The sequence below is a fragment of the Ruminiclostridium papyrosolvens DSM 2782 genome (assembly GCF_029318685.1).
Classification (GTDB): domain Bacteria; phylum Bacillota; class Clostridia; order Acetivibrionales; family DSM-1351; genus Ruminiclostridium; species Ruminiclostridium papyrosolvens.
Window position 1 is genome coordinate 67,515 of record NZ_CP119677.1, and the last position, 25,103, is coordinate 92,617.

27 protein-coding genes and 1 riboswitch are annotated in these 25,103 nt (G+C 37.1%); of the genes, 21 read left to right on the plus strand and 6 right to left on the minus strand.

What is annotated here, in order from left to right; all coding sequences use genetic code 11:
- Window positions 1-80: 80 nt before the first annotated feature.
- The 4 genes from P0092_RS00305 to P0092_RS00320 all read right to left on the minus strand — a co-directional run bounded on the left by P0092_RS00305 (window position 81) and on the right by P0092_RS00320 (window position 2,711).
- Window positions 81-1,139, minus strand: a complete 1,059-nt coding sequence (locus P0092_RS00305) for a sugar ABC transporter substrate-binding protein (RefSeq protein ID WP_004619071.1) — start codon at window positions 1,137-1,139, stop codon at window positions 81-83.
- Window positions 1,140-1,332: 193 nt separating this feature from the next.
- Entirely contained in the window at window positions 1,333-1,908 is a 576-nt protein-coding gene (locus P0092_RS00310; protein WP_004619072.1) for a DUF3793 family protein, read from the minus strand.
- Between the two features lie 29 nt (window positions 1,909-1,937).
- Window positions 1,938-2,369, minus strand: coding sequence for a flavodoxin (locus tag P0092_RS00315; RefSeq protein WP_004619073.1), 432 nt, complete (start codon window positions 2,367-2,369; stop codon window positions 1,938-1,940).
- A gap of 36 nt (window positions 2,370-2,405) precedes the next feature.
- The gene (locus P0092_RS00320; protein ID WP_004619074.1) at window positions 2,406-2,711 is read right to left on the minus strand and encodes a DUF2325 domain-containing protein; all 306 of its coding nucleotides are present in this window, start codon (window positions 2,709-2,711) and stop codon (window positions 2,406-2,408) included.
- 253 nt (window positions 2,712-2,964) lie between these two features.
- Between P0092_RS00320 and rpsF the strand changes: the two genes are divergently transcribed.
- The 3 genes from rpsF (at window position 2,965) to rpsR (ending at window position 4,069) form a co-directional block, all read left to right on the plus strand.
- On the plus strand, window positions 2,965-3,249 hold the full coding sequence (gene rpsF, locus P0092_RS00325) for a 30S ribosomal protein S6 (protein ID WP_004619075.1): 285 nt from the start codon (window positions 2,965-2,967) through the stop codon (window positions 3,247-3,249).
- 11 nt (window positions 3,250-3,260) lie between these two features.
- Window positions 3,261-3,689 carry a single-stranded DNA-binding protein gene (locus tag P0092_RS00330; RefSeq protein WP_004619076.1) on the plus strand — a complete coding sequence of 143 codons (429 nt, stop codon included), beginning with the start codon at window positions 3,261-3,263 and terminating at the stop codon, window positions 3,687-3,689.
- Between the two features lie 86 nt (window positions 3,690-3,775).
- Window positions 3,776-4,069 (plus strand): 30S ribosomal protein S18, encoded by a 294-nt coding sequence (rpsR, locus tag P0092_RS00335; RefSeq protein ID WP_004619077.1) that lies wholly within the window; start codon window positions 3,776-3,778, stop codon window positions 4,067-4,069.
- Between the two features lie 76 nt (window positions 4,070-4,145).
- On the opposite strand, the gene P0092_RS00340 is transcribed toward rpsR, so the two are convergent.
- Window positions 4,146-6,128 (minus strand): glycoside hydrolase family 31 protein, encoded by a 1,983-nt coding sequence (locus P0092_RS00340; protein ID WP_004619078.1) that lies wholly within the window; start codon window positions 6,126-6,128, stop codon window positions 4,146-4,148.
- Window positions 6,129-6,273: 145 nt separating this feature from the next.
- On the opposite strand from P0092_RS00340, the gene P0092_RS00345 reads away from it, so the two are divergent.
- A complete protein-coding gene (locus P0092_RS00345; protein WP_004619079.1) occupies window positions 6,274-7,146 on the plus strand; it encodes an AraC family transcriptional regulator in 873 nt (290 codons plus the stop codon).
- A 116-nt stretch (window positions 7,147-7,262) separates the two neighbouring features.
- Here P0092_RS00345 and P0092_RS00350 read toward each other — a convergent pair whose 3' ends face one another.
- Complete coding sequence (locus P0092_RS00350; RefSeq protein WP_004619080.1) at window positions 7,263-7,937, minus strand: DUF2461 domain-containing protein; 675 nt, start codon at window positions 7,935-7,937, stop codon at window positions 7,263-7,265.
- A 200-nt stretch (window positions 7,938-8,137) separates the two neighbouring features.
- On the opposite strand from P0092_RS00350, the gene P0092_RS00355 reads away from it, so the two are divergent.
- The 17 genes from P0092_RS00355 (at window position 8,138) to P0092_RS00435 (ending at window position 25,071) form a co-directional block, all read left to right on the plus strand.
- Window positions 8,138-8,458 (plus strand): putative signal transducing protein, encoded by a 321-nt coding sequence (locus P0092_RS00355; RefSeq protein WP_004619081.1) that lies wholly within the window; start codon window positions 8,138-8,140, stop codon window positions 8,456-8,458.
- Window positions 8,459-8,565: 107 nt separating this feature from the next.
- Window positions 8,566-9,402 (plus strand): prephenate dehydratase, encoded by an 837-nt coding sequence (pheA, locus tag P0092_RS00360; protein ID WP_004619082.1) that lies wholly within the window; start codon window positions 8,566-8,568, stop codon window positions 9,400-9,402.
- Window positions 9,403-9,501: 99 nt separating this feature from the next.
- Entirely contained in the window at window positions 9,502-9,846 is a 345-nt protein-coding gene (locus P0092_RS00365; RefSeq protein WP_004619083.1) for a MazG-like family protein, read from the plus strand.
- Window positions 9,847-9,861: 15 nt separating this feature from the next.
- Window positions 9,862-11,865: a DHH family phosphoesterase gene (locus P0092_RS00370; RefSeq protein ID WP_004619084.1), complete on the plus strand. Its 2,004-nt coding sequence runs from the start codon at window positions 9,862-9,864 to the stop codon at window positions 11,863-11,865.
- A gap of 30 nt (window positions 11,866-11,895) precedes the next feature.
- The gene (gene rplI, locus P0092_RS00375; RefSeq protein ID WP_004619085.1) at window positions 11,896-12,342 is read left to right on the plus strand and encodes a 50S ribosomal protein L9; all 447 of its coding nucleotides are present in this window, start codon (window positions 11,896-11,898) and stop codon (window positions 12,340-12,342) included.
- A 42-nt stretch (window positions 12,343-12,384) separates the two neighbouring features.
- Window positions 12,385-13,725 (plus strand): replicative DNA helicase, encoded by a 1,341-nt coding sequence (dnaB, locus tag P0092_RS00380; protein WP_004619086.1) that lies wholly within the window; start codon window positions 12,385-12,387, stop codon window positions 13,723-13,725.
- Window positions 13,726-13,746: 21 nt separating this feature from the next.
- Window positions 13,747-15,159, plus strand: coding sequence for a tRNA lysidine(34) synthetase TilS (tilS, locus tag P0092_RS00385; protein ID WP_004619087.1), 1,413 nt, complete (start codon window positions 13,747-13,749; stop codon window positions 15,157-15,159).
- Between the two features lie 45 nt (window positions 15,160-15,204).
- Window positions 15,205-15,744: a hypoxanthine phosphoribosyltransferase gene (gene hpt, locus P0092_RS00390; protein ID WP_004619088.1), complete on the plus strand. Its 540-nt coding sequence runs from the start codon at window positions 15,205-15,207 to the stop codon at window positions 15,742-15,744.
- Window positions 15,745-15,996: 252 nt separating this feature from the next.
- Complete coding sequence (gene ftsH / locus P0092_RS00395; RefSeq protein ID WP_004619089.1) at window positions 15,997-17,856, plus strand: ATP-dependent zinc metalloprotease FtsH; 1,860 nt, start codon at window positions 15,997-15,999, stop codon at window positions 17,854-17,856.
- Window positions 17,857-17,945: 89 nt separating this feature from the next.
- Complete coding sequence (locus P0092_RS00400; RefSeq protein ID WP_004619090.1) at window positions 17,946-18,338, plus strand: thioesterase family protein; 393 nt, start codon at window positions 17,946-17,948, stop codon at window positions 18,336-18,338.
- A 67-nt stretch (window positions 18,339-18,405) separates the two neighbouring features.
- Window positions 18,406-18,507, plus strand: a riboswitch (SAM riboswitch).
- A 104-nt stretch (window positions 18,508-18,611) separates the two neighbouring features.
- Window positions 18,612-19,802, plus strand: coding sequence for a methionine adenosyltransferase (metK, locus tag P0092_RS00405; RefSeq protein WP_004619091.1), 1,191 nt, complete (start codon window positions 18,612-18,614; stop codon window positions 19,800-19,802).
- Between the two features lie 154 nt (window positions 19,803-19,956).
- On the plus strand, window positions 19,957-20,295 hold the full coding sequence (locus tag P0092_RS00410; RefSeq protein ID WP_004619092.1) for a glycosyltransferase family protein: 339 nt from the start codon (window positions 19,957-19,959) through the stop codon (window positions 20,293-20,295).
- 118 nt (window positions 20,296-20,413) lie between these two features.
- A complete protein-coding gene (gene recD2 / locus P0092_RS00415; protein ID WP_040758750.1) occupies window positions 20,414-22,816 on the plus strand; it encodes an SF1B family DNA helicase RecD2 in 2,403 nt (800 codons plus the stop codon).
- Window positions 22,817-22,985: 169 nt separating this feature from the next.
- Window positions 22,986-23,588 (plus strand): ComF family protein, encoded by a 603-nt coding sequence (locus tag P0092_RS00420; RefSeq protein ID WP_242831760.1) that lies wholly within the window; start codon window positions 22,986-22,988, stop codon window positions 23,586-23,588.
- A gap of 52 nt (window positions 23,589-23,640) precedes the next feature.
- Window positions 23,641-24,054, plus strand: a complete 414-nt coding sequence (locus P0092_RS00425; RefSeq protein ID WP_004619095.1) for a hypothetical protein — start codon at window positions 23,641-23,643, stop codon at window positions 24,052-24,054.
- A 182-nt stretch (window positions 24,055-24,236) separates the two neighbouring features.
- Window positions 24,237-24,524 carry a flagellar biosynthesis anti-sigma factor FlgM gene (locus P0092_RS00430; protein ID WP_004619096.1) on the plus strand — a complete coding sequence of 96 codons (288 nt, stop codon included), beginning with the start codon at window positions 24,237-24,239 and terminating at the stop codon, window positions 24,522-24,524.
- 46 nt (window positions 24,525-24,570) lie between these two features.
- Window positions 24,571-25,071 (plus strand): flagellar protein FlgN, encoded by a 501-nt coding sequence (locus tag P0092_RS00435; protein WP_004619097.1) that lies wholly within the window; start codon window positions 24,571-24,573, stop codon window positions 25,069-25,071.
- Window positions 25,072-25,103: the final 32 nt, after the last annotated feature.

Below are 25,103 nucleotides of genomic sequence, written 5' to 3' on the forward strand. Positions count from 1 at the left end.
AATTTTATATCTCTATTATAACATAATAAGGAAATTAATAATGCCCAATAAGTTTGCTATAAGTAGTATTTACATAAGTATTATTTTTTGCCGGGCCATTGGTTTTTCGGGATATGCCTGTATACATCTTCAAGACGGTGGAACCCTGAACGTATAACGGTGTCAACAAGAGAATCCTTTGTGACTACCACAGGTTCTACCATTTCATAGGGAATATCATATTCACCATCATTAATAAATTTATTACTGGAATAGTAATCATTTTTTAGAAGACCCATTGCGACATTAATTGCTCTTTGCGCTAATTGGTCTATTGGCTTGTAAACAGTCAATAGCTGAGTACCCTCTGCAACCCGCTGGCAGCCGGATATATCTGCATCGTGTCCTGCCACAAAAACTTTTCCTGCCAGGCGTTTTTTAGAAAGGGCTTCAATTGCGGAACCTGCAAGACCGTCATTTGCCGCAATAACAGCATCAATCTTTTTGCCGGCACGAAGAGCCTTACTCACACACTTAAAGGCATCTTCAGTATTCCAGTCATCTGCCCATACTTCATCGACTATTTTTATAGTGCCTTCGTAAAGATACTTATCCAATATATTTTTAAAACCTTTATTATACATAAAGCTGTTATTATCGGTTTTACTGCCGTTTATTATTATGTAATTGCCTTTGGGTACTTTTGATACCATGAGTGAGGCCATATATTCACCAACTTTTATGTTATCGAAAGACACATAAAAATCAGTATTTCCATCCTTAATTAGTCTGTCATAGCAGATTACTCTTATTCCTTTGCTTCTGGCAAGTTGTACAGCCTGCAATGATTTTTCGTAGTCTTGGGCTACTATTATAAGAATATCTATACCCTGTGACAGGAGATTTTTAACTTGGGTAATTTGAGTGTCTATGTTATTGTTTGCATTACGGAAAAGAATCTCTGCTCCTTGGGCTTGAGCTTTTGCCCGGAGAGCAGCTACGTCTCTTTGCCAACGTTCCTCGTGAAGGGTAGCCATGGATAAGCCAATGGTGATTTTGTCTGAATTCTCGGCTGGGTTTTTGTAAGAGCAACCGGTTGAAAAAACTATAATAATTAGACTTGTAAGTATAAGGAGTATTACTAGTTGCTTAATCCTCATCTAAACTAAACACCGCCTTTGAAAAAGTATGAAAGTTTACTATATATTAAGTAGGAAGCTATCACAGTATTATCTATATATTTTTTTGATTTAAAAGCGCTAATTTTATTGGTTCAGATTATGAATACCATATAAGATTATCAAAAAAAACCAAAAAAGACAATATTTATTTGTGAAAATTAACCAATTTAAATTATAGTGAGATAAGTAAACTTTTCACACATTCTCTGGCTTTGTCGTAGCTGTCAAAAAGAAGGCGTGCATTCTCAGGGTTATGATAAACCTTCCAGTACTTGCATATTATACTGTTTTCCCCGTTGTTTATAATAAATCCGATTACATCTTCAACAGGAATACCTAAAAAAATTCCTATTTCATGAGGACAAATGTATTCAAACCTATTCTTTAATTTTGCTATGCATTCCTCCAAGGTTGTTTCAGAGTCATATCCCATGGAATTCAAAAAATCTCTGCACTCCTTCTTGAAAAGACATTTTTCCATGAGTTCTCTTTTATAAAACAAAACCCTGACGCTGTTGTGTCTTTCCCTAAGCTGTACGTATTCCATATCAAGTCGATTGCATATAAATTCTTTGTGAGTATTCCATAAATCGTATAAGTTTCTTTTATTTTTAGTAAAGGTTACAAGGGTAGAAGGTTTATTTCCTTTTATAGTTGGAGCTGCTGAAAAGTAAATCATTGAAAGCAGGTAGTCCCGGTCGGGAAGAGCATTTATTTTATTTATAAAATCAACAGAATTTATTTTCATTGGGACTACCTCCTTTCATTTGATTTTTATTAAGCCTCAAGCAATTTTTTGCCTAATTCTTTGCACTCTAGAATACCATTATCATCAGGTTCATTATGTATTATTAGTCCTTCCGTAAGAAGAATGGCACCAAGACCTGACATTCTTTCAGACCAGTCCTCCATCCATTGCCCGGTACCCCAGTCATATGAGCCGAAAAGCACCATTTTCTTGCCTTTGAGGTCGGCTTTTTCCAGTGATTCTACAAAGGGCTCCATTTCTGTTTCCTCAAGGACTTCACAGCCCATTGAGGGACATCCTAATGCGACAACATCTGCGTTTATCACATCATTAACAGTTGCATCCGAGACTTGCTTGACAATTACCTCTGCGTCATTGCAGCTAGCGCCTTCTGCTACCGCCATAGCCATCTTCTGGGTATTGCCGGTACCACTCCAGAATATAACACTGATTTTTTTCATAATACACTCTCCTATCTTTTTATTTTCCTCTGATATTTAAGAGGGACAGACTACACCATCTGTACTTTCCATTTTTGCTAAAAGCTCTTCAAGAGAGCTGGCACTACTTGTATGACTTCTAAAAACACTGATTTTCTTTTTCTTTGCCTCCCTAAGGGCAGTAAGAATCATTTTATGGGAAACTGTACCTGTAAATAAGACTATTCCGTCAGGGGTTCCTATTACCTTATCAAATCTTGCAGGCATTTGAGTATAAATCTTTACACGGTGTCCCCGTTTACAACATATTTGTTTATATTCATCATGCATTCTGTCATGGCCGCCTACTAATACTATACTCATAAGTAATTCCTCCAAACATCATTTATGATAATGATAATCATTATCAATAAGCTATATGTTATCAAAATTTAACAAAATAGTCAATAATAAAGTTAATGGATTTTTGAAACATAAAGTTTGTAGAAAATAAGACTTGCTTATTTTAGAACACTGTGATAAAATATAAAATTGTATGTTACAAATAAATTAGATAACATCCTTGCCCTGTACTCATGATACAGGGCCGCTAAAGTCCGAGGGGAGGTGACCAATAATGTTAAAGAAGTATGAAACTATCTTTATTATCAATTCAGAAGTTGGCGAGGAAGCTACAAAGGCTCTCGTAGAAAAGTTCAAAACTTTACTAGAAACTTCAGCTCAGCTGGAAAACATAGATGAATGGGGTAAGAGAAAGTTGGCTTACGAAATCGATGATAAGATTGACGGGTATTATGTGCTTGCGAACTTTTCATCAAGCCCGGATTTCCCTGCTGAATTAGAAAGAATCTACAAAATCACTGAAGGAATTCTCAAGTATATCATAATAAAGAAGGATTAGTAGGTGGGAGTATGAACAAAGTTGTATTAATGGGTAGACTTACAAAAGATCCGGACCTAAGATACACCAGTGGAAACAATACGGCAGTTGCGAGTTTTTCACTTGCCGTAAACAGACGTTTTGCCAGAGAAGGACAGCCACAGGCTGATTTCATCAATATTGTTGCATGGGACAAGAGCGCAGAGTTTTGTGGAAAGTATTTCACAAAGGGATTGCAGGTTGTTGTTGTTGGTAGGATTCAGACCAGAACATGGGACGATAATGAGGGGAAGCGTCATTACGTTACAGAAGTTGTTGCAGAGGAAACTTACTTTGCAGACAGTAAACGTAGTGGTGAAACTGGTAATGGCGGCTCCACGCAGAAAACTTATTCTGAAACACCTGCCGCATCCGGTGATGGATTTTATCCAATGGATGAGGATGACGAACTGCCTTTTTAGCATGGTATTTTGAAAACCGAAATTAACAGAATTTTTTATAAATGATAATAAGCACTGATAAGAGTGCTTGAAAGGAGGAGTTAGACATGCCAGGACCAAAGAGAGATAACAGAAGAAACGACAGAGATTCTTATGATAAGGGCGAAGGTAAGGGCGGCATGAGAATGAGAAGAGTTAAGAAGAAGGTTTGCTCATTCTGTGTTGACAAAGCTACTGATATAGATTACAAGGATGTTGCTAAAATCAGAAAGTATGTTTCTGAAAGAGGTAAGATTCTTCCTAGAAGAATATCAGGAAACTGCGCTAAGCACCAACGTCAGTTAACAGTTGCGGTTAAGAGAGCAAGACATATTGCTTTACTTCCATACACTGCTGAATAAAGATAAAAAAAGAGAGAAAAATATAATTTTCCATAGAAAACCCGCTGGATTTTTGGTTCAGCGGGTTTTGTTAACTTTAGGTATGCTGTATAAGTTCGAATACCGGAATAAATTCCAATGGTGCATTTGCACGAATTATTCGTTTGCCTTCATAAACAACATTATCATTTATATTTCTCCATTTTCCTTCCGGAAGATAAACCTCCCTGCTTGTGATACCCTGATATAAAACTGGTGCCACAAGGTACTTGGCTCCAAACATATACTGATCTTTAATGGTCCAACAATACTCATCCTCAGGGAATTCATAAAACATTGTTCTTAGTATAGGTGAACCTGTCTTATGAGCATCCGTCATTAAATCCTTAATATAGGATTTTAATCCAAGCCTTATATCAAGATATTTTTTCATTATACAATATGCTTTATCTCCAAAACTCCATAATTCATTTGGCTGTCCGGTAAAGCAAAAGCCGCCACCAATGGTATTTTCTTCAAGAGGTTCAATTGTATGAGGTCCACGGTCGCCATGCATACGCAGAACAGGGCAAAATGCCGCGTATTGAAACCATCTTATAAGCAATTCAGTAAAATGCTCGTCTTCAATATTAGAAATAAAACCACCTGTATCAGAAACCCACCAGGGAATTCCTGCAATCCCCATGTTCAAACCTGCAGCAAATTGATCCCGCAATGACTCAAAGGTAGAGTTGATATCTCCGGACCAAACAAGAGCAGCGTACTTCTGACTGCCAACCCAAGCACAGCGAACCAGATTAATAATATCATCCCTGCCTTCAGATGTCATACCATCATAAAATGCTTTTGAATGTAGCTTTGGGTATATATTTCCAACCTTGATATTTGGCCCAAGATAATACCTGTAATGATCAAAGTCATATGCTGTATACTCTGGTTCAGCTTCATCAAGCCAAAATAAATCGATTCCATAGTCATAGTAATTCTGCTTTGCCTTATTCCAGATAAATTCTCTTGCTTCCGGATTGGTTGCATCGTAAATCTGGGTATCTCCCAAAAAGTCAAATGTCTGACGGGAGCCTGCTTCGGTTCTAATCAGCAATCCCTTCTCTCGCATCTCCTGATAATTAACACTGTTTTTGTCTACTGTTGGCCAGATAGATACCATACATCTGGTCCCCATCTTGTGGAGTTCCTCAACCATACCCTTTGGATCTGGCCAATATTTTGGGTCAAAACTCCAATCACCCTGACGGATCCAGTGAAAAAAATCAATAACAATAACATCCAGAGGTATTCCACGTTTGTGATACTCCCTTGCCACATCCAGAACCTCTTGTTGAGTTCGGTAACGAAGTTTGCACTGCCATAGTCCCATTACGTTATCCGGCATAATAGGTGCTCTGCCGGTTACTTCCGTATAGTTTTCAATTATTTTTTTAGGAGTTTCATCTGCAGTTATCCAATAATCCATCTGGTCGGTAACTTCAGCTTTCCACTCGGTATAATTGGCACCGAAGGTAGTATTTCCGATAGCCGGATTATTCCATAAAAATCCGTAACCTAAGCTGGAAAGTGCAAAAGGAATACTTGCTTGAGAATTTCGCTGGGCCAGTTCAAGGATGCATCCTTTAAGATCAAGATTGGGATGTTGATATTGCCCCATTCCGAAGAACTTTTCATGTTCATTGCTTTCAAATCTAAGTGTAAGGCTGTAGTCACCCCCAACAATCGGTTTAAATTCTCTTGCCTTGATTTTCATACAAGGGCTATGTTTACTGGTACTGCCAAAAGCTCTGTAATATTCATTTAGAATCATGCACCCATCTTTGAAAAAAGTAATCTGCCCAAATTTAGTGATTACTGCTTTAATTCTTCCGTTTGTTATCTCAGCTTGATCTTCACCAATGGATATATTTACATTTGTTGGCTCAATGTACGACAATGCCCAATCTTCCGGGTTTAATTTAGGATACATTGTTGATTGAACTCTTAATGCATTGTTACCCCAAGCTTCAACTCTAAGCGTCTCATTTTCATTTCGTCCGATAATCGCATTATCATTTTCATAAAAAATCAATGTTTATTCCTCCTACGTTACGTTATAATATAATTATATTGATATAATTGCTTATTTTCTTTAATAATATTGACATATTATAGAACAATATTGATATATGTAGTATTAATTCTAAACTAAAGAGTAAAGAGTAGGTTAATATATTATGGATAAAGAAATGTTAAAAGAAAAAGTAATGCACGGAGATGATAATTTCCCCATCGGAATTCATAAAACAGACATTGATAAAGGCAGAGATAATATCCTTTACTTGCATTGGCATGAAGGCTTCGAATACTTAACGGTAACTAAAGGAAGGGCTGTTTTTAAGGTTGATGATTTAGAGATAGAAGTTTCTAAAGGAGAGGGTATTTTTATTAATTCAAATGTCTTACATTCTGCTCATTCTATAAATGAAGAGGAATGTTCTTTTTTTGCTGTTGTATGTCATCCAGCCTTCCTTTCCAGCTATATAAATGACTGTATCAACCAAAGATTTATAAATCCGATTTTGAATCATTCGCTTTATTTTCCAATACATTTAAAAAAGGATGTGGACTGGCAAAGAAATATTTTGCTATTGTTGACACAAGTATATGATATCAATAAGGAAAAAGAGTTTGGATATGAACTCCTCCTTAAAAGTAAGATATATGAAATATGGTTTGAATGTATAAAAAATGCTAAAAAATCTATTAATAAGGGTTCCAATACGAGTTACAAAACTGAACGGATGAAAGTAGTGTTAAATTATATACATGAAAATTACTTTAATAAAATAGTTGTATCCGAATTTGCAAGCTTAGTGCATATGAGCGATGAACATTTTTGTAGATTTTTTAAGGCAATGACACACTTTACACTGGTTTCATATGTTAACCGTTATCGGATAGAAAGAAGCTGTGTGTTCCTAAGCCAAACAAATAAGAAAATATCAGAAATTGCTGGTGATGTGGGCTTTGGAGATATAAGTTATTTTAATAAGGTTTTTCGAAAAATAATGGGATGCACTCCGGTTGACTATCGCTTATCTCAATAGTAGAAGTTAGTATTTAAAAGGATTTTATCCATGAAGACAGGGTATTCCTATCTTCACGGATTATACGTGTCGCTCGTGACATATAGCGGTCTGCATGTACGTGCCATGTGGAATAATTAAAATTGAGCCTCAACCATGCATAGAAAATCGTATATCGGCTTTAGCTGGAGAAAGCCTTTCTTTAACACCTCAGGCAATTCTTTTGAAAACGCAAGCTGGAAGTTATCCTGCACACTTTCAAAGAAAATATTTTTTCTGTCCAGCCATAATTTCAGATTATCAGGTTGGTCAGGGAATTTGCTTCGCTTATACAAATCGCCGCCAATAACAAATTCATTTTGAGATTCGTAGCAAGTAAGGGCATTTAAGAACAGAGGATGTTTGCTTACTATCATTTCCCTCATATTAGCCATTGACTTAGTTTCTGCACCGTAATATCCTACCCCGTAACTTGAACCCTTTTGGCTTATTTCAAACCAGAAACATGGGGAGGTTGAAATGGTACTTTTATCCCTGAGAAAAACAAGCCATACATTATCTCTGTAAAGTGTTTTATCTTTGGTAAAGCGAGTATCTCTGCGAACTCTGGAAATTAATTTGGAAGGAATAGTTATAATTTGGCTGTCTATTTCCATTATGGTAGGTACCAACTCTCCGATTAGTTCTACAAAAGGGTTATACACGTATTTCTTATAATCGGGTTTATGGCTGTCGTACCATTCTTTACTGTTGTTCATTCTATTCTCAAAAAGAAATCTTAAGGCTTCACCGGTAAATCCATCAAAACTCATTGTAAGGTCAACTCCTGTTAAATATTCGTTTTTTTAATTCTGACAGATAGAAGAAGTAAAATCAACGGAAGCTTATAGAAAATTTATTAAATGTATGGTCGTAAACTGTTAACAATTCTATATTAATAGTATAATATACTAAAAGGTGGAACGGGAAAACATATATGGGAATATTAAGATAAGTGGATTGGAGGGTATATATGGATAACCAACAGGAGCAATATAACTGGAAGTATCTTAAAACAGCGGATAATGAGTTTGAGTTTAATATAATTAAAGGAAAGCTCGAGGAAAATGGGATTGCATGTGTAGGACAAGGAAAGGATTTGGGCCTTATTGACAGTACTCTGTTAAATGTTATACTGGGGCCTTGTGTTCCTATAGATATAAAAGTACCGGAGGACAGGTACCAAGAAGCACTTGAGATAATTAATACAGAAGTAAGTGATGAAGAACTGGAAAAGCAGGCACTGGATTTCGGCAAAACAGATGACGAAACTGAAAATGAAGATGATAAATAGCCGGTGTTCCACCTTTTTGTATTATTCGGTTGGAAATATGGGTAATAAATGATATTATATATTATTGTCGGAAAAGAATTTAATTATGAAACGGATAGGGAGTATTAATGGTAAAAAGTATTGGTTATCTTGGGCCTTGCGGAACTTTTTCACATGAAGCGGCCGAACTGTATGCGCAGGGGCAGTCCTGTACTCTAATGGAGTTTGTGTCTATTCAGGACGTTCTTTACGCAGTTAAAGACAATGTTATAAGTGAAGCAATAGTTCCAATTGAGAACTCCCTTGAAGGTGCTGTTAATGTTACGCTGGATGTATTAGCTAAAGAAGAAGGCTTATATATAAAAGGAGAACTTATACTGCCCGTTAGTCTCAATCTGGTTGTAAGAAAGGGAACTTTACCCGGGGATATAACTGCAATTATGTCACATCCTCAGCCTTTAGGGCAGGCAAGGGAATACCTGAACAGATGCTATCCTAAGGCCGATCAGATTGAGGAAAACAGTACCTCGAAAGCTGCTCAAAGGGTTTCTGAAGGTGATGGTACTTATGCGGCAATTACAAGCCGTACAGCTGCTAAAATAAACGGGCTTGACGTACTGGCAGCAGATATACAGGATGTTGCCAACAATCATACCAGATTTGTAATAATATCAAAAGAATACTCCAAAAGGACGGGCTGTGATAAGACCTCCATTGTATTTTCAACGGATAACAAGCCCGGGAGCTTGTACAGAGTATTGGATATATTCAGTCTGTGGGATATTAATATGACGAGGATTGAGTCAAGACCATCCAAAAATGCACTTGGACAATATATATTTTTTATTGATATTGATGGTCATATAGAGGATCAGGATGTTTATGATGCTATGACAATGATAAAAAGAAAAACATCATTTTACAGATTTATCGGTTCATATCCCATGATTAAGGGAAAAATATAGAATATACACCGAAAATAACGGGAAATGAAAGGCCATAACCCCATAATAGTGGTATAATTTACATTACAAAAAATGTAAGATTATAAGTGGGGGGAATATATGGCACAGTTTGACAATCAAATTGATATAACAAGAAATGTTAAGATTATTGAATGGCTTAAAAGCGAACTGCTTACTGATGTAGCAAATTTGTTTAAAGCACTTGTAAACGGCTTTAGGGAAGAGGTTTCGGAAACACTTGCTGATACCATTGCAAATATTATTTTAATATGTTACCTTCTTGGAAAGCGGTTTGGTATTAATTATAAGACTATTGAAATGAAAATAGACAGTAAGATTAGGCTCGGTCTTGTGGAGAATCACGATGTTGAGAAATATTACGGAGATTTGTCAGAGCTGGCAAAACACCTTAATGTATCAAGATCCGGAAGGCAGGGGACTTAATTCGGGAGAATTCAGATGGATAGCAGAAAACTATCACGGATATTTATTCCAAAGGCGGGTTTTTACCTTTGGGTAATTTTCTTTCTCATAATAGTAATAACGGTCTTAAACCCTTTGGTTTCTATACCGGGGTATATTTTGCTTGTGTTTCTGGTGATTTATAACTATAAGTCCACTCATATCAGAAACCGGGAAATAACCAAGTACATAGAGACACTTACCTTTAATATAGACTGTGCTACAAAGGACACCCTATTAAACTTTCCCATGCCTTTGGTACTAGCAGAATTAGACGGTACGACCGTGTGGTATAATTCCTCCTTCAAGGGCATATTCCAGAATGATACTATTCAGGAGGAAACAGTAGCAGGACTTGTTTCTGACTTAAAACCTCAGATGACGGAAGGGGACAGTATAAACATATCCTCTGAAATCACTATAAATAACAGACATTATTCGGTGTTGGGCAATTTGGTGAAGCTTGATGACAGTAATAACGAGGAAAGCGTTATTGTTATGCTCTATCTTGTTGACAACACTGAATTGATAGACGAAAAAAAGAAGTTTGAAGACAATAAAAATACCGTAGGACTTGTAGTAATTGATAATTATGATGATTTGATGCAAAGCATGGAGGACGCTGTCAGGCAGCAATTACTTGCGGAAATAGATAAAAAAGTTACCAGTTGGATAAGTCATACCGGAGGAGTTCTGAAGAAATTTGAAAGGGACAAATATCTTTGCATATTTGCATTCAAGTATCTGCAAGAACTGGAAGAAAAACGGTTTGAAATACTTGAAACGGTTAAGGAAATAAATCTCGGGAACAAGATTCCTGTTACGCTCAGTATCGGTTTGGGCATAAATGCTCCCACTATTGTTGAAAACCTGCAAAATGCAAATGCATGTATTGACATAGCACTGGGCAGAGGCGGGGACCATGTTGTAATAAAAGACGGCGATAATTTCCGGTTCTTCGGTGGACGTACCAGAGAACTTGAAAAAAGGACAAGGGTTAAAGCCAGAGTTATTGCATATGCCCTAAGAGGATTGATAGATCAGGCACCCTCTGTTCTTATTATGGGTCATGAAAATGCAGATATTGACTGCCTTGGAGCAGCGCTGGGCATTCATCGGATTGTAAAGAACAGGGACAAAAGAGTAAATATTGTACTGAATCATTCAAATGCAAATATAGATGCAATACTTAACAAGATGTCAAAAGAACCTGAGTATACTAATGTTTTCGTTGGTACAAATGAGGCGTTGGACCTTATAACCAAGAAAACACTTCTTATAGTAGTTGATACACATAAGCCCGGATTTACTGAGGCTCCGGAACTGTTGAAAATGACAGATCAGGTAGTAATCATAGACCATCACAGGAGAGGGGCTGACTTTATTCAAGATGCCGTACTTTCCTATCAGGAGACCTATGCATCATCAACTTGTGAGTTGGTAACAGAGCTTCTGCAATACGTTGAAGACAGGATAAGGCTTACCAACATTGAGACGGAAGCTCTATACGCAGGAATCGTTGTAGATACAAAGAATTTTATATTTAAAACAGGTGTAAGAACCTTTGAAGCAGCGTCATACCTGAGAAGACAGGGAGCAGATACGGTATCGGTTAAACAGTTATTCCAGAATGATTTGAAAACTTACATTACTATCTCAAATATAGTAAAAGACGCAGAAGTAGTGTATGATAATATTGCAATATCCATTTGTCCCAACAATATCAAGGGTGCGCAGCTTATAGCAGCTCAGGCTGCAGATCAGTTGTTGAGTCTTTCGGGACTTGTAGCTGCATTCGTTTTGAGTTACCATAATGGAGAGGTTGTTATAAGCGGAAGATCCCTTGGTGATATAAATGTACAGATGATCTTGGAAAAGCTTGGTGGAGGCGGACATCTGACAGTGGCAGGTGCTCAGATTGAGGATGTAACCATACAGGATGCAAAGAAAATGCTTAAAGATGCTATTTACGAATATATAGACAGCCTTGCAAAGGAATAAATTAAAAACCGCAAACAGGAGGGTCAATCTATGAAGGTTATATTAAAACAGGATGTTAAAGGTTTGGGGAAAAAAGAACAAATGGTTGAAGCAAGTGACGGATATGCAAGAAATTTTCTTCTTCCGAGAGGACTTGCAGTTGAGGCTACTTCATCAAATGTAAACATAATGAAGACAAAGAAAGAAGCAGAAGCTCAGAAGAAAGACCGTGAAGTTGCGCAGGCAAAGGAACTTGCAAAGAAGATAAAGGATATAACAGTTACTTTAAAAGTAAAAGCAGGTGAGAACGGAAAGCTTTTTGGCTCTATAACAAGCAAGGACGTTGCGGAAGCGTTAAAATCTCAGCAGAAGCTTGACATAGACAAAAAGAAATTGGTTATGCCGGATTCACTTAAAGCTGTGGGGACTTTTGAAGTTGAAGTTAAGCTTTACCCCGAAATCAACTCAAAGTTTACAGTAAAGATAGAAAGTCTTTAAGATTTACAGGGAACAACAACTAAAAACAAGGTGGAATATATAATGGATATAGGAACTCTTGGCCGAATTCCTCCTCAAAGCCTGGAAGCGGAACAATCTGTTCTTGGATCTATGCTCATAGACAAGGAAGTTGTTCCTGTTGTTATGGAGATATTGAAACCCGAGGATTTCTACAGGCCGGACCATAAAGAAATATATGACGTAATTATTGAGCTATTTGACAGAGCCCAGCCAATTGACTTGATTACTGTATCCGAACGCCTGAAACTTCACGGGAAGCTTGAGCTTGTAGGCGGACTTGAGTACTTGACTAACATTGCAACTGAAGTACCAACAACGGCAAATGTAAAGCATTATGCAAAGATAGTTGAAGAAAAGGCACTTTTGAGGAAGCTAATAAAGGCTTCAACCGATATAGTTGATTTAGGCTATAATGCATCTGAGGAAGTATCCTATATACTGGACAAGGCAGAGCAAAACATATTTGATATACTTCAAAAGCGTAGCTCACAAGGCTTTGTGCCAATAAAGGATGTTTTGGTAGATACATTTAATAAATTAGAAGAATTGTATAATAATAGTGGAAACATAACCGGTATTCCTACAGGGTTTGCGGACCTTGATTTTAAAACATCAGGGCTGCATAATTCGGATCTTATATTAATAGCTGCCCGTCCTGCAATGGGCAAAACCGCTTTTGCACTGAACCTTGCACAAAATGCAGCTGTTCACAGTAATGTACCCGTTGCAGTATTTAGTCTGGAAATGTCCAGAGAGCAGCTTGTAAACAGAATGCTTTGCAGTGAAGCAATGGTTGACAGTAATAGGATGAAAACAGGAAAACTTGAGGACAACGACTGGCAAAAGGTTGCCAAGGCATTGGGTCCGCTTTCGGAAGCGCCAATATTCATAGATGATACACCGGGTGTATCAATTACTGAAATAAGGGCAAAATGCAGAAGGTTAAAACTTGAACATAATCTTGGACTTGTAATAATAGATTACCTGCAGTTGATGCAGGGAAGCAGGTCAAAAAGTGAGAACAGACAACAGGAAATCTCTGAAATATCCCGTTCTCTCAAGATTCTTGCAAAAGAAATAAATGTTCCGGTAATTACATTGTCACAGCTTAGCCGTGCTCCGGAAGCAAGAACCGACCACAGACCGATACTGAGCGATTTGAGAGAATCCGGAGCAATAGAGCAGGATGCTGATATTGTAATGTTTCTTTACAGAGATGATTATTATAATCCTGAAACAGAAAAGAAGAACATAGCAGAGCTAATACTTGCAAAGCACAGAAACGGTTCTACTGGAACCGTAGAGCTTGTGTGGTTGGGACAATACACAAAGTTTGCAAATCTGGAAAAGTTCAGGCAATAAAAACAGGTAAAGGGAATTGTCATGCTCAAACAACTGGTTTTTGAAACCATTAAAAATAAAGGGCTTATTAATTATGGAGAAGGCGTAATTGTAGGAATATCCGGAGGGTATGACTCGGTGTGCCTCCTCCATGTCTTGTATTCTATTTCAAATGAATTGGGAATAAAAATATATCCTGTACACGTAAATCACATGTTAAGGGGTGAAGAAGCCCTTAGGGATGAGAATTTCGTGAGAAGCTTTTGCGCTTCTTTAGGTCTTGAGGTTTACGTAAAGCATGTTGATGTTTCAAAAAAAGCAAAGATTGAAAAAACATCTCTGGAGGAAGCCGGTAGAAATGCCAGATACGAGGTGTTTAGCACTGTTGCGGAAGAGCAGGGAGCTTCAAAAATTGCTGTTGCTCATTCAAGAAATGATCAGGCAGAAACTATTTTAATGAGAATTTGCAGAGGAACTGGCTTGGAAGGACTAAGGGGAATGGAGTATAAAAGAGATAATATAATACGCCCCCTGTTAGATGTTGACAGATACCAGATAGAGGAGTATGTAAACAAAATTGGGATAGAGGCTGTTACTGACAGTTCCAATCTTCATACCGATTATTTCAGAAATAGAATAAGGCTTAACGTGATTCCGGCAATTAATGAGGCGTCCGGCTCAGATATTACTGAAAATTTACTAAGATTATCTAAAATAGTTGTAGCAGAGGATGATTATTTAAGATATAATTCTGAATTATACTATCAAAAAGCAGTTCTTTCTGAAAAGAGAATGTATACAGAACTGGATTTGAAGGTATTAACGGAAGTACAGCAGGCTGTCAGACTACGTGTGTTGAGGATAGCTGTGGGGAATACCTGCGGAACACTTAACGGGTTTGAGTACATCCATATGGATAAGCTTAACAACCTTATTGAAAACGGTAGAACCGGTGCTCAGATTGATTTACCCCATTCAATGGCAGCGGTGAGGACTTATAATTCTCTGACTTTAAAGGAACAGGGAAAAGTAATTCGGGAACATTTTGAAAAAATTCTTCAAATTCCCGGAGAGACTGAAATACCAAATAAGGGTATAGTTGTTAAAACTGAAATTTTAAAAATTGAATCCGTTAAAAGCTGTCGGGAATTTATAAATTATAACGAAAAAGCTCATACTAAATTTATTGATTTAGATAAATTGACTTCATCGGGGGTAAATATTCTGTTGAGAAACAGAAGAGACGGGGATGTTTTCAAGCCACTAAAATCAAATGGTACTAAGAAGCTAAAGGAATACTTTATTGATAATAAGGTTCCGAGAGAGAGCAGGGATACGATTCCGCTTATAGCTTTGGAAAAAGAAATAGTATGGATAATAGGAAATAAAATAAGTGATAATTATAAAGTAACTGACAATACTAAAACTGTATTGAAGATTTCTTGTATTCGATAAGAAATAATAAAAAGATTTGTTTATATCAAGGGGGATTAGCATTAAATGGACGTAGTAGAGAGAGTATTGGTTTCAAAGGAACAGTTGGACAAGCAGGTTGAAGAACTTGGCGCTAGAATTTCAAAAGACTATCAAGGACAGGAGTTAGTTATTATTGGAGTTCTTAAAGGAGGATTTATATTTCTTGCGGACTTAGCCAGAAAGATAACAATTCCTGTTGACCTGGATTTTATGTCAGTATCAAGTTACGGTAATTCTTCAAAATCATCGGGAGTTGTAAAAATAATAAAAGACGTTGATACAAATATTACCGGTAAGCATGTACTGATAGTTGAGGACATTATAGATACAGGTCTAACACTCAACCACTTGGTAGAACTCCTTAAAACAAGGGGGCCTTTAAGTGTAAAGGTTTGCGCTGCACTTGATAAGCCATCCAGAAGAAAGGTTGATCTGAAGGTTGACTATAAAGGAATTGAAATACCAGATGAGTTTGTAATTGGTTACGGACTTGACTATGCGGGTAAATACAGAAATATAGCTGAAGTGTGCGTATTGAAAAGGGAAGTGTACACAAAAAAATAAAATTTGTTACTGATTATGGTGTTTGTTGTGTTTTATATTTGTATATGCTAATATAATATATACTGTACAAATTGGAATAATAAGCTAATATAATAAAGCAATAGTGTTGTTTCTGCAATATATCCAGGAATGGCAGCCGTGTTTTTTCGGGTGTTTGGATTAAAATTTGAATAATAACTCAGTGCGCATAATGAAGCAAAAAAGCCGGTTGAGTTATATTTGATACCTGGGTCTAATTAAGGAGGGAGATATTTGAAATATTTTAAGGGTATCAGTTTTTATATAATTGTTTTTATACTTATTTTGGTTGTAATAACATTCTTTACACAAAGCGACAATCCGCCAAAAATGAGTTATTCTCAATTGTTAACGGAAATGAAGGCAGGAAATGTAAAGAGCATAGGTTTACAAACAGACACGGCTACGATTGAACTGAAGAAGCCGAAGGAAAATAACAAGACTAAATATGTAGTTATTGTCCCTCCGGATGTAACTTCTGCATCTGATAGATTTACAGCGGCATTGGATAGTAACCTTATTGAAGATTTTCATGTAACACAGCCTCCTCAACCACCATGGTGGGTGTCGATGCTGCCAACTGTAGGTCTTGTAATAATATTAATTCTGATATGGTTCTTTTTCATACAGCAGTCCCAAGGCGGAGGCGGGGGCAACAGGGTTATGTCCTTTGGAAAGAGCCGAGCAAAAATGACTGTTGATGATAAGAAAAAAATTACATTCGAGAATGTAGCAGGAGCAGATGAAGAAAAAGAGGAACTGGCTGAAATAGTTGAGTTCTTGAAAGCACCAAAGAAGTTTGTCGAATTGGGTGCCAGAATACCAAAGGGTGTACTCTTAGTAGGACCTCCCGGAACAGGTAAAACACTCTTGGCTAAAGCTGTATCAGGTGAAGCAGGAGTACCGTTTTTCAGCATCAGTGGTTCTGACTTCGTTGAAATGTTTGTAGGTGTTGGTGCGTCCCGTGTACGTGATCTTTTTGAACAGGCAAAAAAGAATGCACCATGTATTGTATTCATAGATGAAATAGATGCCGTGGGACGTCATAGAGGAGCCGGATTAGGCGGAGGCCATGATGAAAGAGAACAGACCTTAAACCAATTGCTGGTAGAAATGGATGGTTTTGGGATAAATGAAGGAGTAATCATACTTGCCGCAACAAACAGACCTGACATATTAGACCCTGCTTTACTTAGACCGGGTCGTTTTGACAGACGTGTTGTTGTTGGTTTGCCGGATATAAAGGGTAGAGAGCAGATATTAAAGGTTCATTCCAGAGGTAAGCCATTAGCAGATGATGTAAAGCTGGACGATCTTGCAAGAATAACCCCGGGCTTTACCGGAGCAGATATTGAGAACCTTTTGAATGAAGCTGCTTTGCTTACTGCCAGAGCAAATAAGAAAAAAATAGGCAACGAAGAGATAAAAGAAGCCGCATTTAAAGTAATGATGGGACCTGAAAAGAAGAGCCGTGTTATGAGCGAGCATGACAAGAAGGTCACCGCATTCCACGAAGCGGGCCATGCAATTGCAATAAAGCTTGTATCCACAAGCCAGAAGGTAGATAGGGTGTCAATCATACCTGCAGGTATGGCAGGCGGATATACCGCAAGCAGACCTCAGGAAGATAAGAGCTATCATACCAAGTCTCAGCTGATTGAAGAAATAATTATTGCACTTGGAGGAAGAGCTGCTGAGGACATTATAATGGATGAAGTCAGTACAGGAGCATCAAGTGACCTTAAAAAGGTTAATCAGATTGCAAGAAACATGGTTACAAAGTACGGTATGAGTGAGAAACTTGGCAATATGATTTTCGGAAATGAGAATGATGAAGTTTTCATTGGAAGAGATCTAGCTCAGGCCAGAAACTACAGTGATGAAGTTGCAGCAATGATTGACAATGAAGTTAAAAGTATCATTGATAGCGCATATGAAAGAACTGTGACCTTGTTAAGAGAAAATATCGCCAGACTCAATAAGCTTGCTGAAGTACTTCTTGAGAAGGAAAAAGTCGAGGGTACAGAGTTTGAAGAAATTTTTGAAAGTGTGGCATTGGGGGCTTCTTCTCAAACACCACAGTTGGAAGGTTAACTTTAACAGATTTAAATATTTAGGGGGTTGCTTTTACAAGGAGCAAGCCCCTTAATTATACTTAATTTGACGCGGAGGATATTATTCACATGGACTTAAAGGTTGGTATAACAGGAAGCACAGAAGTACTTGTTTCAGAGGCTAATACAGCAAAAACTATGGGGAGCGGCAGTCTTGATGTATTTGCAACACCTGCTATGATTGCATTGATGGAAAAGGCGGCTTCAATGACTGTACAGAATTATATTGATGAAGACAGCTCAACAGTGGGAACTATGATAAATATAAAGCATATTGCTGCAACTCCTATAGGAATGAATGTAACCGCAAAGGCAGAGCTTGTTGAAATTGAGGGTAAAAGACTTGTATTTTCAGTGGAGGCTTTTGACGGGAAGGATAAAATAGGGGAGGGACAGCACGAGAGATTTATTATTAAAGCTGAAAAGTTTATAGCAAAGGCAAATAGTAAATTAAATGAATAATAGTAATTAACTTCTATTGACTAATAGACCAATTTATGGTTAAATAAACATAAAAGTTAATATTGTATCCTTATCAAGAGAGGTGGAGGGAATGGGCCCGATGAAACCCGGCAACCAGCATAATTTTGCATGGTGCCAATTCCTCCGGGTTTAGCCTGGAAGATGAGGGGTGTTATTGAAATAAACATGACAAACCTCGTAAGAGGTTTTTTTATTTTATAAAAAAATCTCTAATTAATTAATTTTTTATTAAATAGGGGAGGTAGTATTTGTATGACAAAAAGGCTTTTTACATCTGAATCAGTAACAGAGGGGCATCCTGATAAAATTTGTGATCAGGTATCTGACGCAGTATTGGATGCAATTTATGAAAAGGACCCACAGGCAAGAGTTGCATGTGAGACAGCAGTTACAACCGGTATGGTAATGGTAATGGGAGAAATCACAACCAACTGTTATGTTGATATCCCTAAAGTAGTAAGAAATACTATAAGAGATATAGGATATGACAGAGCTAAATATGGGTTTGATTGTGATACATGTTCAGTATTAACTTCTATAGATGAACAGTCATCAGATATTGCTATGGGTGTTGATAAGGCGCTCGAAGCAAAAGTAGGTGAAATGAGTGAAGAGCAGATTCAGGCTATCGGAGCCGGAGACCAAGGAATGATGTTTGGTTTCGCATGTGATGAAACACCTGAGTTGATGCCAATGCCTATAATGTTGGCTCACAAGCTTACACTAAAACTAACTGAAGTAAGAAAGAATGGATTAGTAAAGTATTTGAGACCTGATGGTAAATCACAGGTTACTATTGAGTATGATGGGGACAAGCCTGTTAGGGTTGATACTGTAGTTATATCTACTCAACATGGAGCGGACGTCAGCCATGAAACAATAGAACAGGATATAATGGAACATGTAATTCTTCCGGTAATTCCTAAAGAGTTATTGGATGAGGGAACAAAATATTTCATTAATCCTACAGGAAGGTTTGTAGTTGGAGGACCTCAGGGAGACTCCGGACTTACAGGAAGAAAGATTATAGTTGATACTTACGGCGGCTACGCAAGACACGGAGGCGGTGCTTTTTCAGGAAAAGACCCCACAAAGGTTGACCGTTCAGCTGCATATGCTGCCAGATATGTTGCAAAAAATATAGTAGCAGCAGGGATAGCACGCAAATGTGAAGTCCAGCTGGCATATGCCATAGGTGTTGCAAAGCCTGTATCAATACTTGTTGATACTTTTGGAACAGCTGCTATATCTGAGGATAAGATTTCAGAATTGGTGAATAAGCACTTTGACTTAAGGCCGGCTGCTATCATAAGCAAACTGAATTTAAGAAGACCAATTTACAGAAAGACAGCGGCATATGGTCATTTCGGAAGAGAAGATGCAGATTTTTCATGGGAAAAGACAGATGTTGCTGATGCATTGAGAAAAGATGCAGGATTATAAGAACTATATTGTTTAAATAACATAAGAGAGGTACAATTTCACGGCTATAGTAAAAGGGGCTGAGAAATTGTACCTCTTTTTAGGTTGCCTCTTGTAACAAAACATACCTGTGAATCATAAAATATGGTACGAGGAATGTTAAAGGAGGAGTTTTATGACAGATATTAGCTACATAATTTTGGGGTTATTCTCCATATACGGTGTTTTCAGTTTGTTTAGAAGTATATTCAGATTATTAGAAAACAAAAAGTATTATGTTGAAAAAGCAAATCTTGTTCTCTTGGTTAATGACCAGGAAGAAAATATTGAAAAAATAATACGTGAAGCCATGATGAGCAAATTTGTAAGAAATATAGCCATAAATGGAAGTTTTATAGTTATTGATATGAATTCAAAGGATCAAACCTATAAAATACTTAAAAGGCTTGAGAAACAGTACCCTCTGGTTGAGGTTTGCAGTTTTGATGAGAGAGAAAGCATCTTTTATAAATAAATATAAATATACGGCCATGGTATCCTTCTTGTAGCAGTATATAAAATAGGTTAAGATATATATGTTACAAATAAAAGTAATAGGGACAAGCACTTATTACACAGTTTTGGAGGTTACCGTGGCGACAGGACAATTTCAACAGCAAAGATGGTCATTCGACAGTTACCCTGTGGGGACAGCGTTAAGCATTATTGGCCGTTTTGACTATAAAATATATGAAAATGCAGATAATGGATATAAAATCTATACTTTTGAAATAGAAAGAATTATTGATGAGGATGGATTTGAACATGAGGCTCAGGATCTTATAAGTGTAACCGGATATTATGAGGTGAATGACCATTGTGCGGTTTTGCCATGTAAAATTGTCGGTACCGTGGGAGTATACAAAGGTGAAAAGCAACTTAAGGCTGATACTGTAGAATTTATTGAACCTGCTACCGATGAAGGAATAATAACCTTTCTGTCATGCGGAATAATTAAGGGCGTGGGAGAAAAAACAGCAAGAAATATTGTTGTAGGCTACAAAAGTGGTTCGAGCTTTGTTGAGGGCTTTGGTAGCAATACCTTGGAGATTATAAAAAACGAACCCCTGTCTCTGGTAAAGATAAAAGGCATTTCTGCTGATAAGGCTAGGCTTATCCACGATTCTTATATGGAAAACATGGAATACCAGAACGTCATGATTTTCTTTCAAAAATTTGGGGTATCATCAGCTAAGGCCATGAAGATATATAATACTTTTAAAGGAACAGCTATAGCCATTGCCGAGCAGAACCCATATATGTTTACCAATATAAAGGGCTTTGGATTTAGAACCTGTGACGAAATAGCAAAAAAACTGGGAATAGATTCCCATTCCATATTCAGAATGGAAGCCGCCTTGAAAAGTGTACTGGAAACAGCTGAAACAGAAGGGCATTGTTACTTATACAGACAACAGCTTTTACAGGCAACTTCAAAAGCTTTAAGTGATAATGCAGATAAAATCAGCGAGGATGAACTGGACGAAGCCTACAAGAGAATGATAAAAACAGGACTTCTTGTGAATATAACATATACAGAAAATGAAGACAGATATGAGGCTGTTTATACAAGGGATATGCACAAGCTTGAATACGAAACTGCACTTGCCATAAAAAATATAGTGAGGTGCCAGCCTGATATTAGCGTAGCACATGTTGATAAGTTGATAGCTGAATTTGAAGAGTTAAAGGGCTTTGAACTTGAAGACATGCAAAAGGAATCTGTCAGAGCAGTTTTTGAAACAAATATGCTGATTCTCACGGGTTCTGCGGGAAGTGGAAAAACCACTACTGTAGAATGTATGATATATGTGCTGCAAAGAGTTTTTGAAAATCGTCAGGAAATGAGTTTTATGCTGGCAGCACCTACAGGAAAGGCTGCTAAAAGACTTACGGAAATAACTGGTTTTGAAGCAATGACTATACACCGGCTTCTGCAATTTTCCTATGAAAATAAAGGATTTTTTTACAGACAGGGTAACGAACTGCCTTACGACCTTATAGTAATTGATGAAAGCAGTATGCTTAGCATAGATTTGGCTCATGCGTTGTTTACTGCCATTTCACCGGGAACAACAGTAGTTATGATTGGTGATACTCAGCAGCTACCTTCTGTAGGTGCCGGAAATGTACTGGATGATATGATAAAAAGCGGAGTAATACCTACAGTCAAGTTAAATGTTATAAAACGACAGGCAGACGGGTCCGGCATTATTTCAAATGCAAACAGGATTATAAACGGTGAAATGCCTGAAATAATAAATCAAAACAAGGATTTCTTTGTAATTGAAGAAGATGACAAATACAGGGTTGTCAAAAAGACTCAGGAGGCATTAAACAGGCTTATGACAGCCTATAACCATACAATAGATGACATTCAGATAATTTGTCCCCAAAAATCTTCTGAAATCGGGACGTACGAATTAAATAAAGCCATACAGGAGATGGTTAATCCTGCTGCAGAAAATAAACAGGAAATAAAAAGAGGAAATAGTGTTTTCAGAGAAGGAGACAAAGTTATTCACCTAAGCAATAATTACGAGACTCCACATTATCGTAGAGAACCTGATACCGGAAGATATTTTGCGCAAGAGAGTTGTGGAATTTTTAACGGAGATATCGGCAGGATTATTGAAATATCCAATATAAAGGAAGTTGAAGCTGAGGATGAGGATGCAAACACCCCTGAAAAGAAAGTTGCGGTTCAGTATGATGATTTTATTATAATTTATCATATAAATGAACTTGAGGAGATAGATTTGGCATATTGCCTGACCGTTCACAAAATGCAGGGGTCTCAATGCGAAGCTGCTATTATACTATGTCATATGAGAAACTATGTCATGCTTAACAGAAACCTTGGATATACAGCCGTTACGAGAGCAAAAAAAATGGCGTGTATTATAGGGCAAAAGAAGGCAATAAAATTAATGGTTTCAAATGTTAAAATTAATGAAAGAAATTCAATGCTGTGTGACCTTTTAAAGATAGGATAGCCCAATGTGACATAATAAATTGCTTTGTTGCACAAAAATGAAAAATGATGTAATATTAAGATATACTGTAATTTTCTAAGGAAAATAGGAGGAGGAAAGTATTATAGAATTTATCGAATACATCTTTCCTCCCAGGTGTGCACTCTGCAACACGATTTTGAAGGCAGGAGTGCCTATATATATTTGTGAGAAATGTGTCGGGGAGATAGACTATTATGAAAATTCAGTCCTATCATTAAATCTTCCCTTGGGAATACAAAACTATTGTGATGGCTTGCTCTGTGTGGGCAGATATTCCGGTTCTTTGAAAGAGACCTTGAGAAGGTTTAAATTCAGTAATAAGTCATCATATTACCGGGCGTTGGGAAAGTTATTAGCATTAAAAATACAAAACACAAAGCAATTAGACAGTTTTGACGTTATTGTTCCCGTTCCATTACATAAAAGCAGACAGAAACACAGAGGCTACAATCAGGCAGAACTGATGGCAGAGCAGATTGCTAAAATATTAAAGATACCTTGCGAGAAAAATCTATTAATCAAGAGCGTTGCTACAAATAGCCAAAGTATGTTGAAAAGAACCGAACGGTTATTAAATCTCGAAGATGCATTTATGGCTGTCAATGATGGATTAATAGCCGACAAAAACATATTATTAATTGATGATATTGTAACTACAGGAAGTACTGTTAATCAATGTTGTAAGGCACTAAAGCAGGCCGGTGCCGAAAAGGTTATAGCGGGAGTTATTGCAACTACCAGAAATTATTGATACTGGGTTTTTCAGCTTCAATTTGAGTATAATTGTTTGGGGAGGGATAGACATGCCAGATTTAAGGAACTGCAGAAGATGTGGCAGAATGTATAATTATATTGGCGGGGCTCCTATTTGTCAGGACTGTAAGAATGCCGATGAAGAAGTTTTTAAAAGGGTAAAGGATTATTTGTATGATAATCCCGGTGCAACACTATCACAGGTAGCCATAGAGGTTGATGTGAGTGTGGAAAAGATAAAGCTGTTTTTGAAAGAAGGCCGTCTGGAAATTACGGATGCTTCCAACATAATTCTTGAGTGTGAAAGATGCGGAAAATCTATAAAAACAGGTAGATTTTGCAGGGAGTGTCAGAATGAAGTCAGCATTGATCTTGAAAAGACAACCAGAACAATTCAGCCGGATACATCGGAGCAACTGAGGGCCAACGGCATTGGCATGAGATATTTGAACAAAAAGATATAAAACTAACTTACTGCGAGGGTATATTAATACCCTCGTTTTTTAATGCGTGAAATTACTATAAATTTATTTATTATTTAAAATTATATTTACAAATAAAAAGCAATACTAAATAAATTCAATAATCTGTCGATAATATTTATAGGTAGGATTTTATTGTGCACTTTAGAAAGTAGGTGTTTTAGATGAAGATTTCAGGTGACGTTTACAATGTTTCAAAGGTATACAACACTCAGAACCACGTTGGATCTGTTAATCAGGTGAACTCTGTCAAAGCCAAAAAAGATGTTATATCTATTTCGGATAATGCAAAGGATCATCAGGTTGTATTCAGGGCTCTCAAAGACATTCCTGATGTAAGGCAGAAAAAAATAGATGAGTTTAAAGAGGTGTATAGTTCCGGAACATACAATGTAAGCGGACAAGAAATTGTAGAGAAGCTTGGAAAAGCGATGATAGACGAGAAGGCATAAAAGAGAGTCTATCTTATGGGAATGCTAAAGTTCGGAGGTACTGAAAATGGATACAGGATTATTAAAAAAGCTAACGGACATTCTTAACAAGGAAAACGATATATACGATACATTCTTAAAGCTATCAAACAATAAGACGGATTTAATTGTAAGCGGTAATGTAAGTGAGCTTGAAAATATTGTTAAGGTTGAGCAATCACTGATTATTAAGATAGCGAAATTAGAAGACCAAAGAGAAAAAATTGTTGAATCCTTGTCCACAGTCCTTGGTAAAAACCCGGAGGAAATAACAATATCGGAGTTGACTTCGCGTTTAGGACAGAAAGAAGCTGCAGAGCTTAAAGAATGTCAGGAAAAAATACTTAATAGTATCAATGGTTTGAAAGTTAATAATGAGCTTAATTCGAAGCTTATAAAAAATTCTTTAGAGTATATTGATTTTTCTATAAATATGATGACGAGTGTGGGGACTGTTACAAATAGTTACGGCAGTTCAGGAAATGCAGACGAGGTAAAAAAGAGAAACTTGTTTGACGTAAAGCTTTAATCATACAGAACAATGTTTTAGGGGGACAGCAA

What these genes read in the sequence shown, in the direction of transcription:
- hpt (WP_004619088.1), top strand. Translation starts at nt 15,205, where the DNA reads ATGGACGTAGTAGAGAGAGTATTGGTTTCAAAGGAACAGTTGGACAAG.
- rpsF (WP_004619075.1), top strand. Translation starts at nt 2,965, where the DNA reads ATGTTAAAGAAGTATGAAACTATCTTTATTATCAATTCAGAAGTTGGC.
- P0092_RS00305 (WP_004619071.1), bottom strand. Translation starts at nt 1,139, where the DNA reads ATGAGGATTAAGCAACTAGTAATACTCCTTATACTTACAAGTCTAATT.
- P0092_RS00330 (WP_004619076.1), top strand. Translation starts at nt 3,261, where the DNA reads ATGAACAAAGTTGTATTAATGGGTAGACTTACAAAAGATCCGGACCTA.
- rplI (WP_004619085.1), top strand. Translation starts at nt 11,896, where the DNA reads ATGAAGGTTATATTAAAACAGGATGTTAAAGGTTTGGGGAAAAAAGAA.
- P0092_RS00355 (WP_004619081.1), top strand. Translation starts at nt 8,138, where the DNA reads ATGGATAACCAACAGGAGCAATATAACTGGAAGTATCTTAAAACAGCG.
- tilS (WP_004619087.1), top strand. Translation starts at nt 13,747, where the DNA reads ATGCTCAAACAACTGGTTTTTGAAACCATTAAAAATAAAGGGCTTATT.
- metK (WP_004619091.1), top strand. Translation starts at nt 18,612, where the DNA reads ATGACAAAAAGGCTTTTTACATCTGAATCAGTAACAGAGGGGCATCCT.
- P0092_RS00400 (WP_004619090.1), top strand. Translation starts at nt 17,946, where the DNA reads ATGGACTTAAAGGTTGGTATAACAGGAAGCACAGAAGTACTTGTTTCA.
- P0092_RS00320 (WP_004619074.1), bottom strand. Translation starts at nt 2,711, where the DNA reads ATGAGTATAGTATTAGTAGGCGGCCATGACAGAATGCATGATGAATAT.
- P0092_RS00350 (WP_004619080.1), bottom strand. Translation starts at nt 7,937, where the DNA reads ATGAGTTTTGATGGATTTACCGGTGAAGCCTTAAGATTTCTTTTTGAG.
- P0092_RS00315 (WP_004619073.1), bottom strand. Translation starts at nt 2,369, where the DNA reads ATGAAAAAAATCAGTGTTATATTCTGGAGTGGTACCGGCAATACCCAG.
- P0092_RS00365 (WP_004619083.1), top strand. Translation starts at nt 9,502, where the DNA reads ATGGCACAGTTTGACAATCAAATTGATATAACAAGAAATGTTAAGATT.
- P0092_RS00345 (WP_004619079.1), top strand. Translation starts at nt 6,274, where the DNA reads ATGGATAAAGAAATGTTAAAAGAAAAAGTAATGCACGGAGATGATAAT.
- P0092_RS00435 (WP_004619097.1), top strand. Translation starts at nt 24,571, where the DNA reads ATGGATACAGGATTATTAAAAAAGCTAACGGACATTCTTAACAAGGAA.
- pheA (WP_004619082.1), top strand. Translation starts at nt 8,566, where the DNA reads ATGGTAAAAAGTATTGGTTATCTTGGGCCTTGCGGAACTTTTTCACAT.
- P0092_RS00425 (WP_004619095.1), top strand. Translation starts at nt 23,641, where the DNA reads ATGCCAGATTTAAGGAACTGCAGAAGATGTGGCAGAATGTATAATTAT.
- P0092_RS00410 (WP_004619092.1), top strand. Translation starts at nt 19,957, where the DNA reads ATGACAGATATTAGCTACATAATTTTGGGGTTATTCTCCATATACGGT.
- P0092_RS00430 (WP_004619096.1), top strand. Translation starts at nt 24,237, where the DNA reads ATGAAGATTTCAGGTGACGTTTACAATGTTTCAAAGGTATACAACACT.
- P0092_RS00310 (WP_004619072.1), bottom strand. Translation starts at nt 1,908, where the DNA reads ATGAAAATAAATTCTGTTGATTTTATAAATAAAATAAATGCTCTTCCC.
- P0092_RS00370 (WP_004619084.1), top strand. Translation starts at nt 9,862, where the DNA reads ATGGATAGCAGAAAACTATCACGGATATTTATTCCAAAGGCGGGTTTT.
- dnaB (WP_004619086.1), top strand. Translation starts at nt 12,385, where the DNA reads ATGGATATAGGAACTCTTGGCCGAATTCCTCCTCAAAGCCTGGAAGCG.
- rpsR (WP_004619077.1), top strand. Translation starts at nt 3,776, where the DNA reads ATGCCAGGACCAAAGAGAGATAACAGAAGAAACGACAGAGATTCTTAT.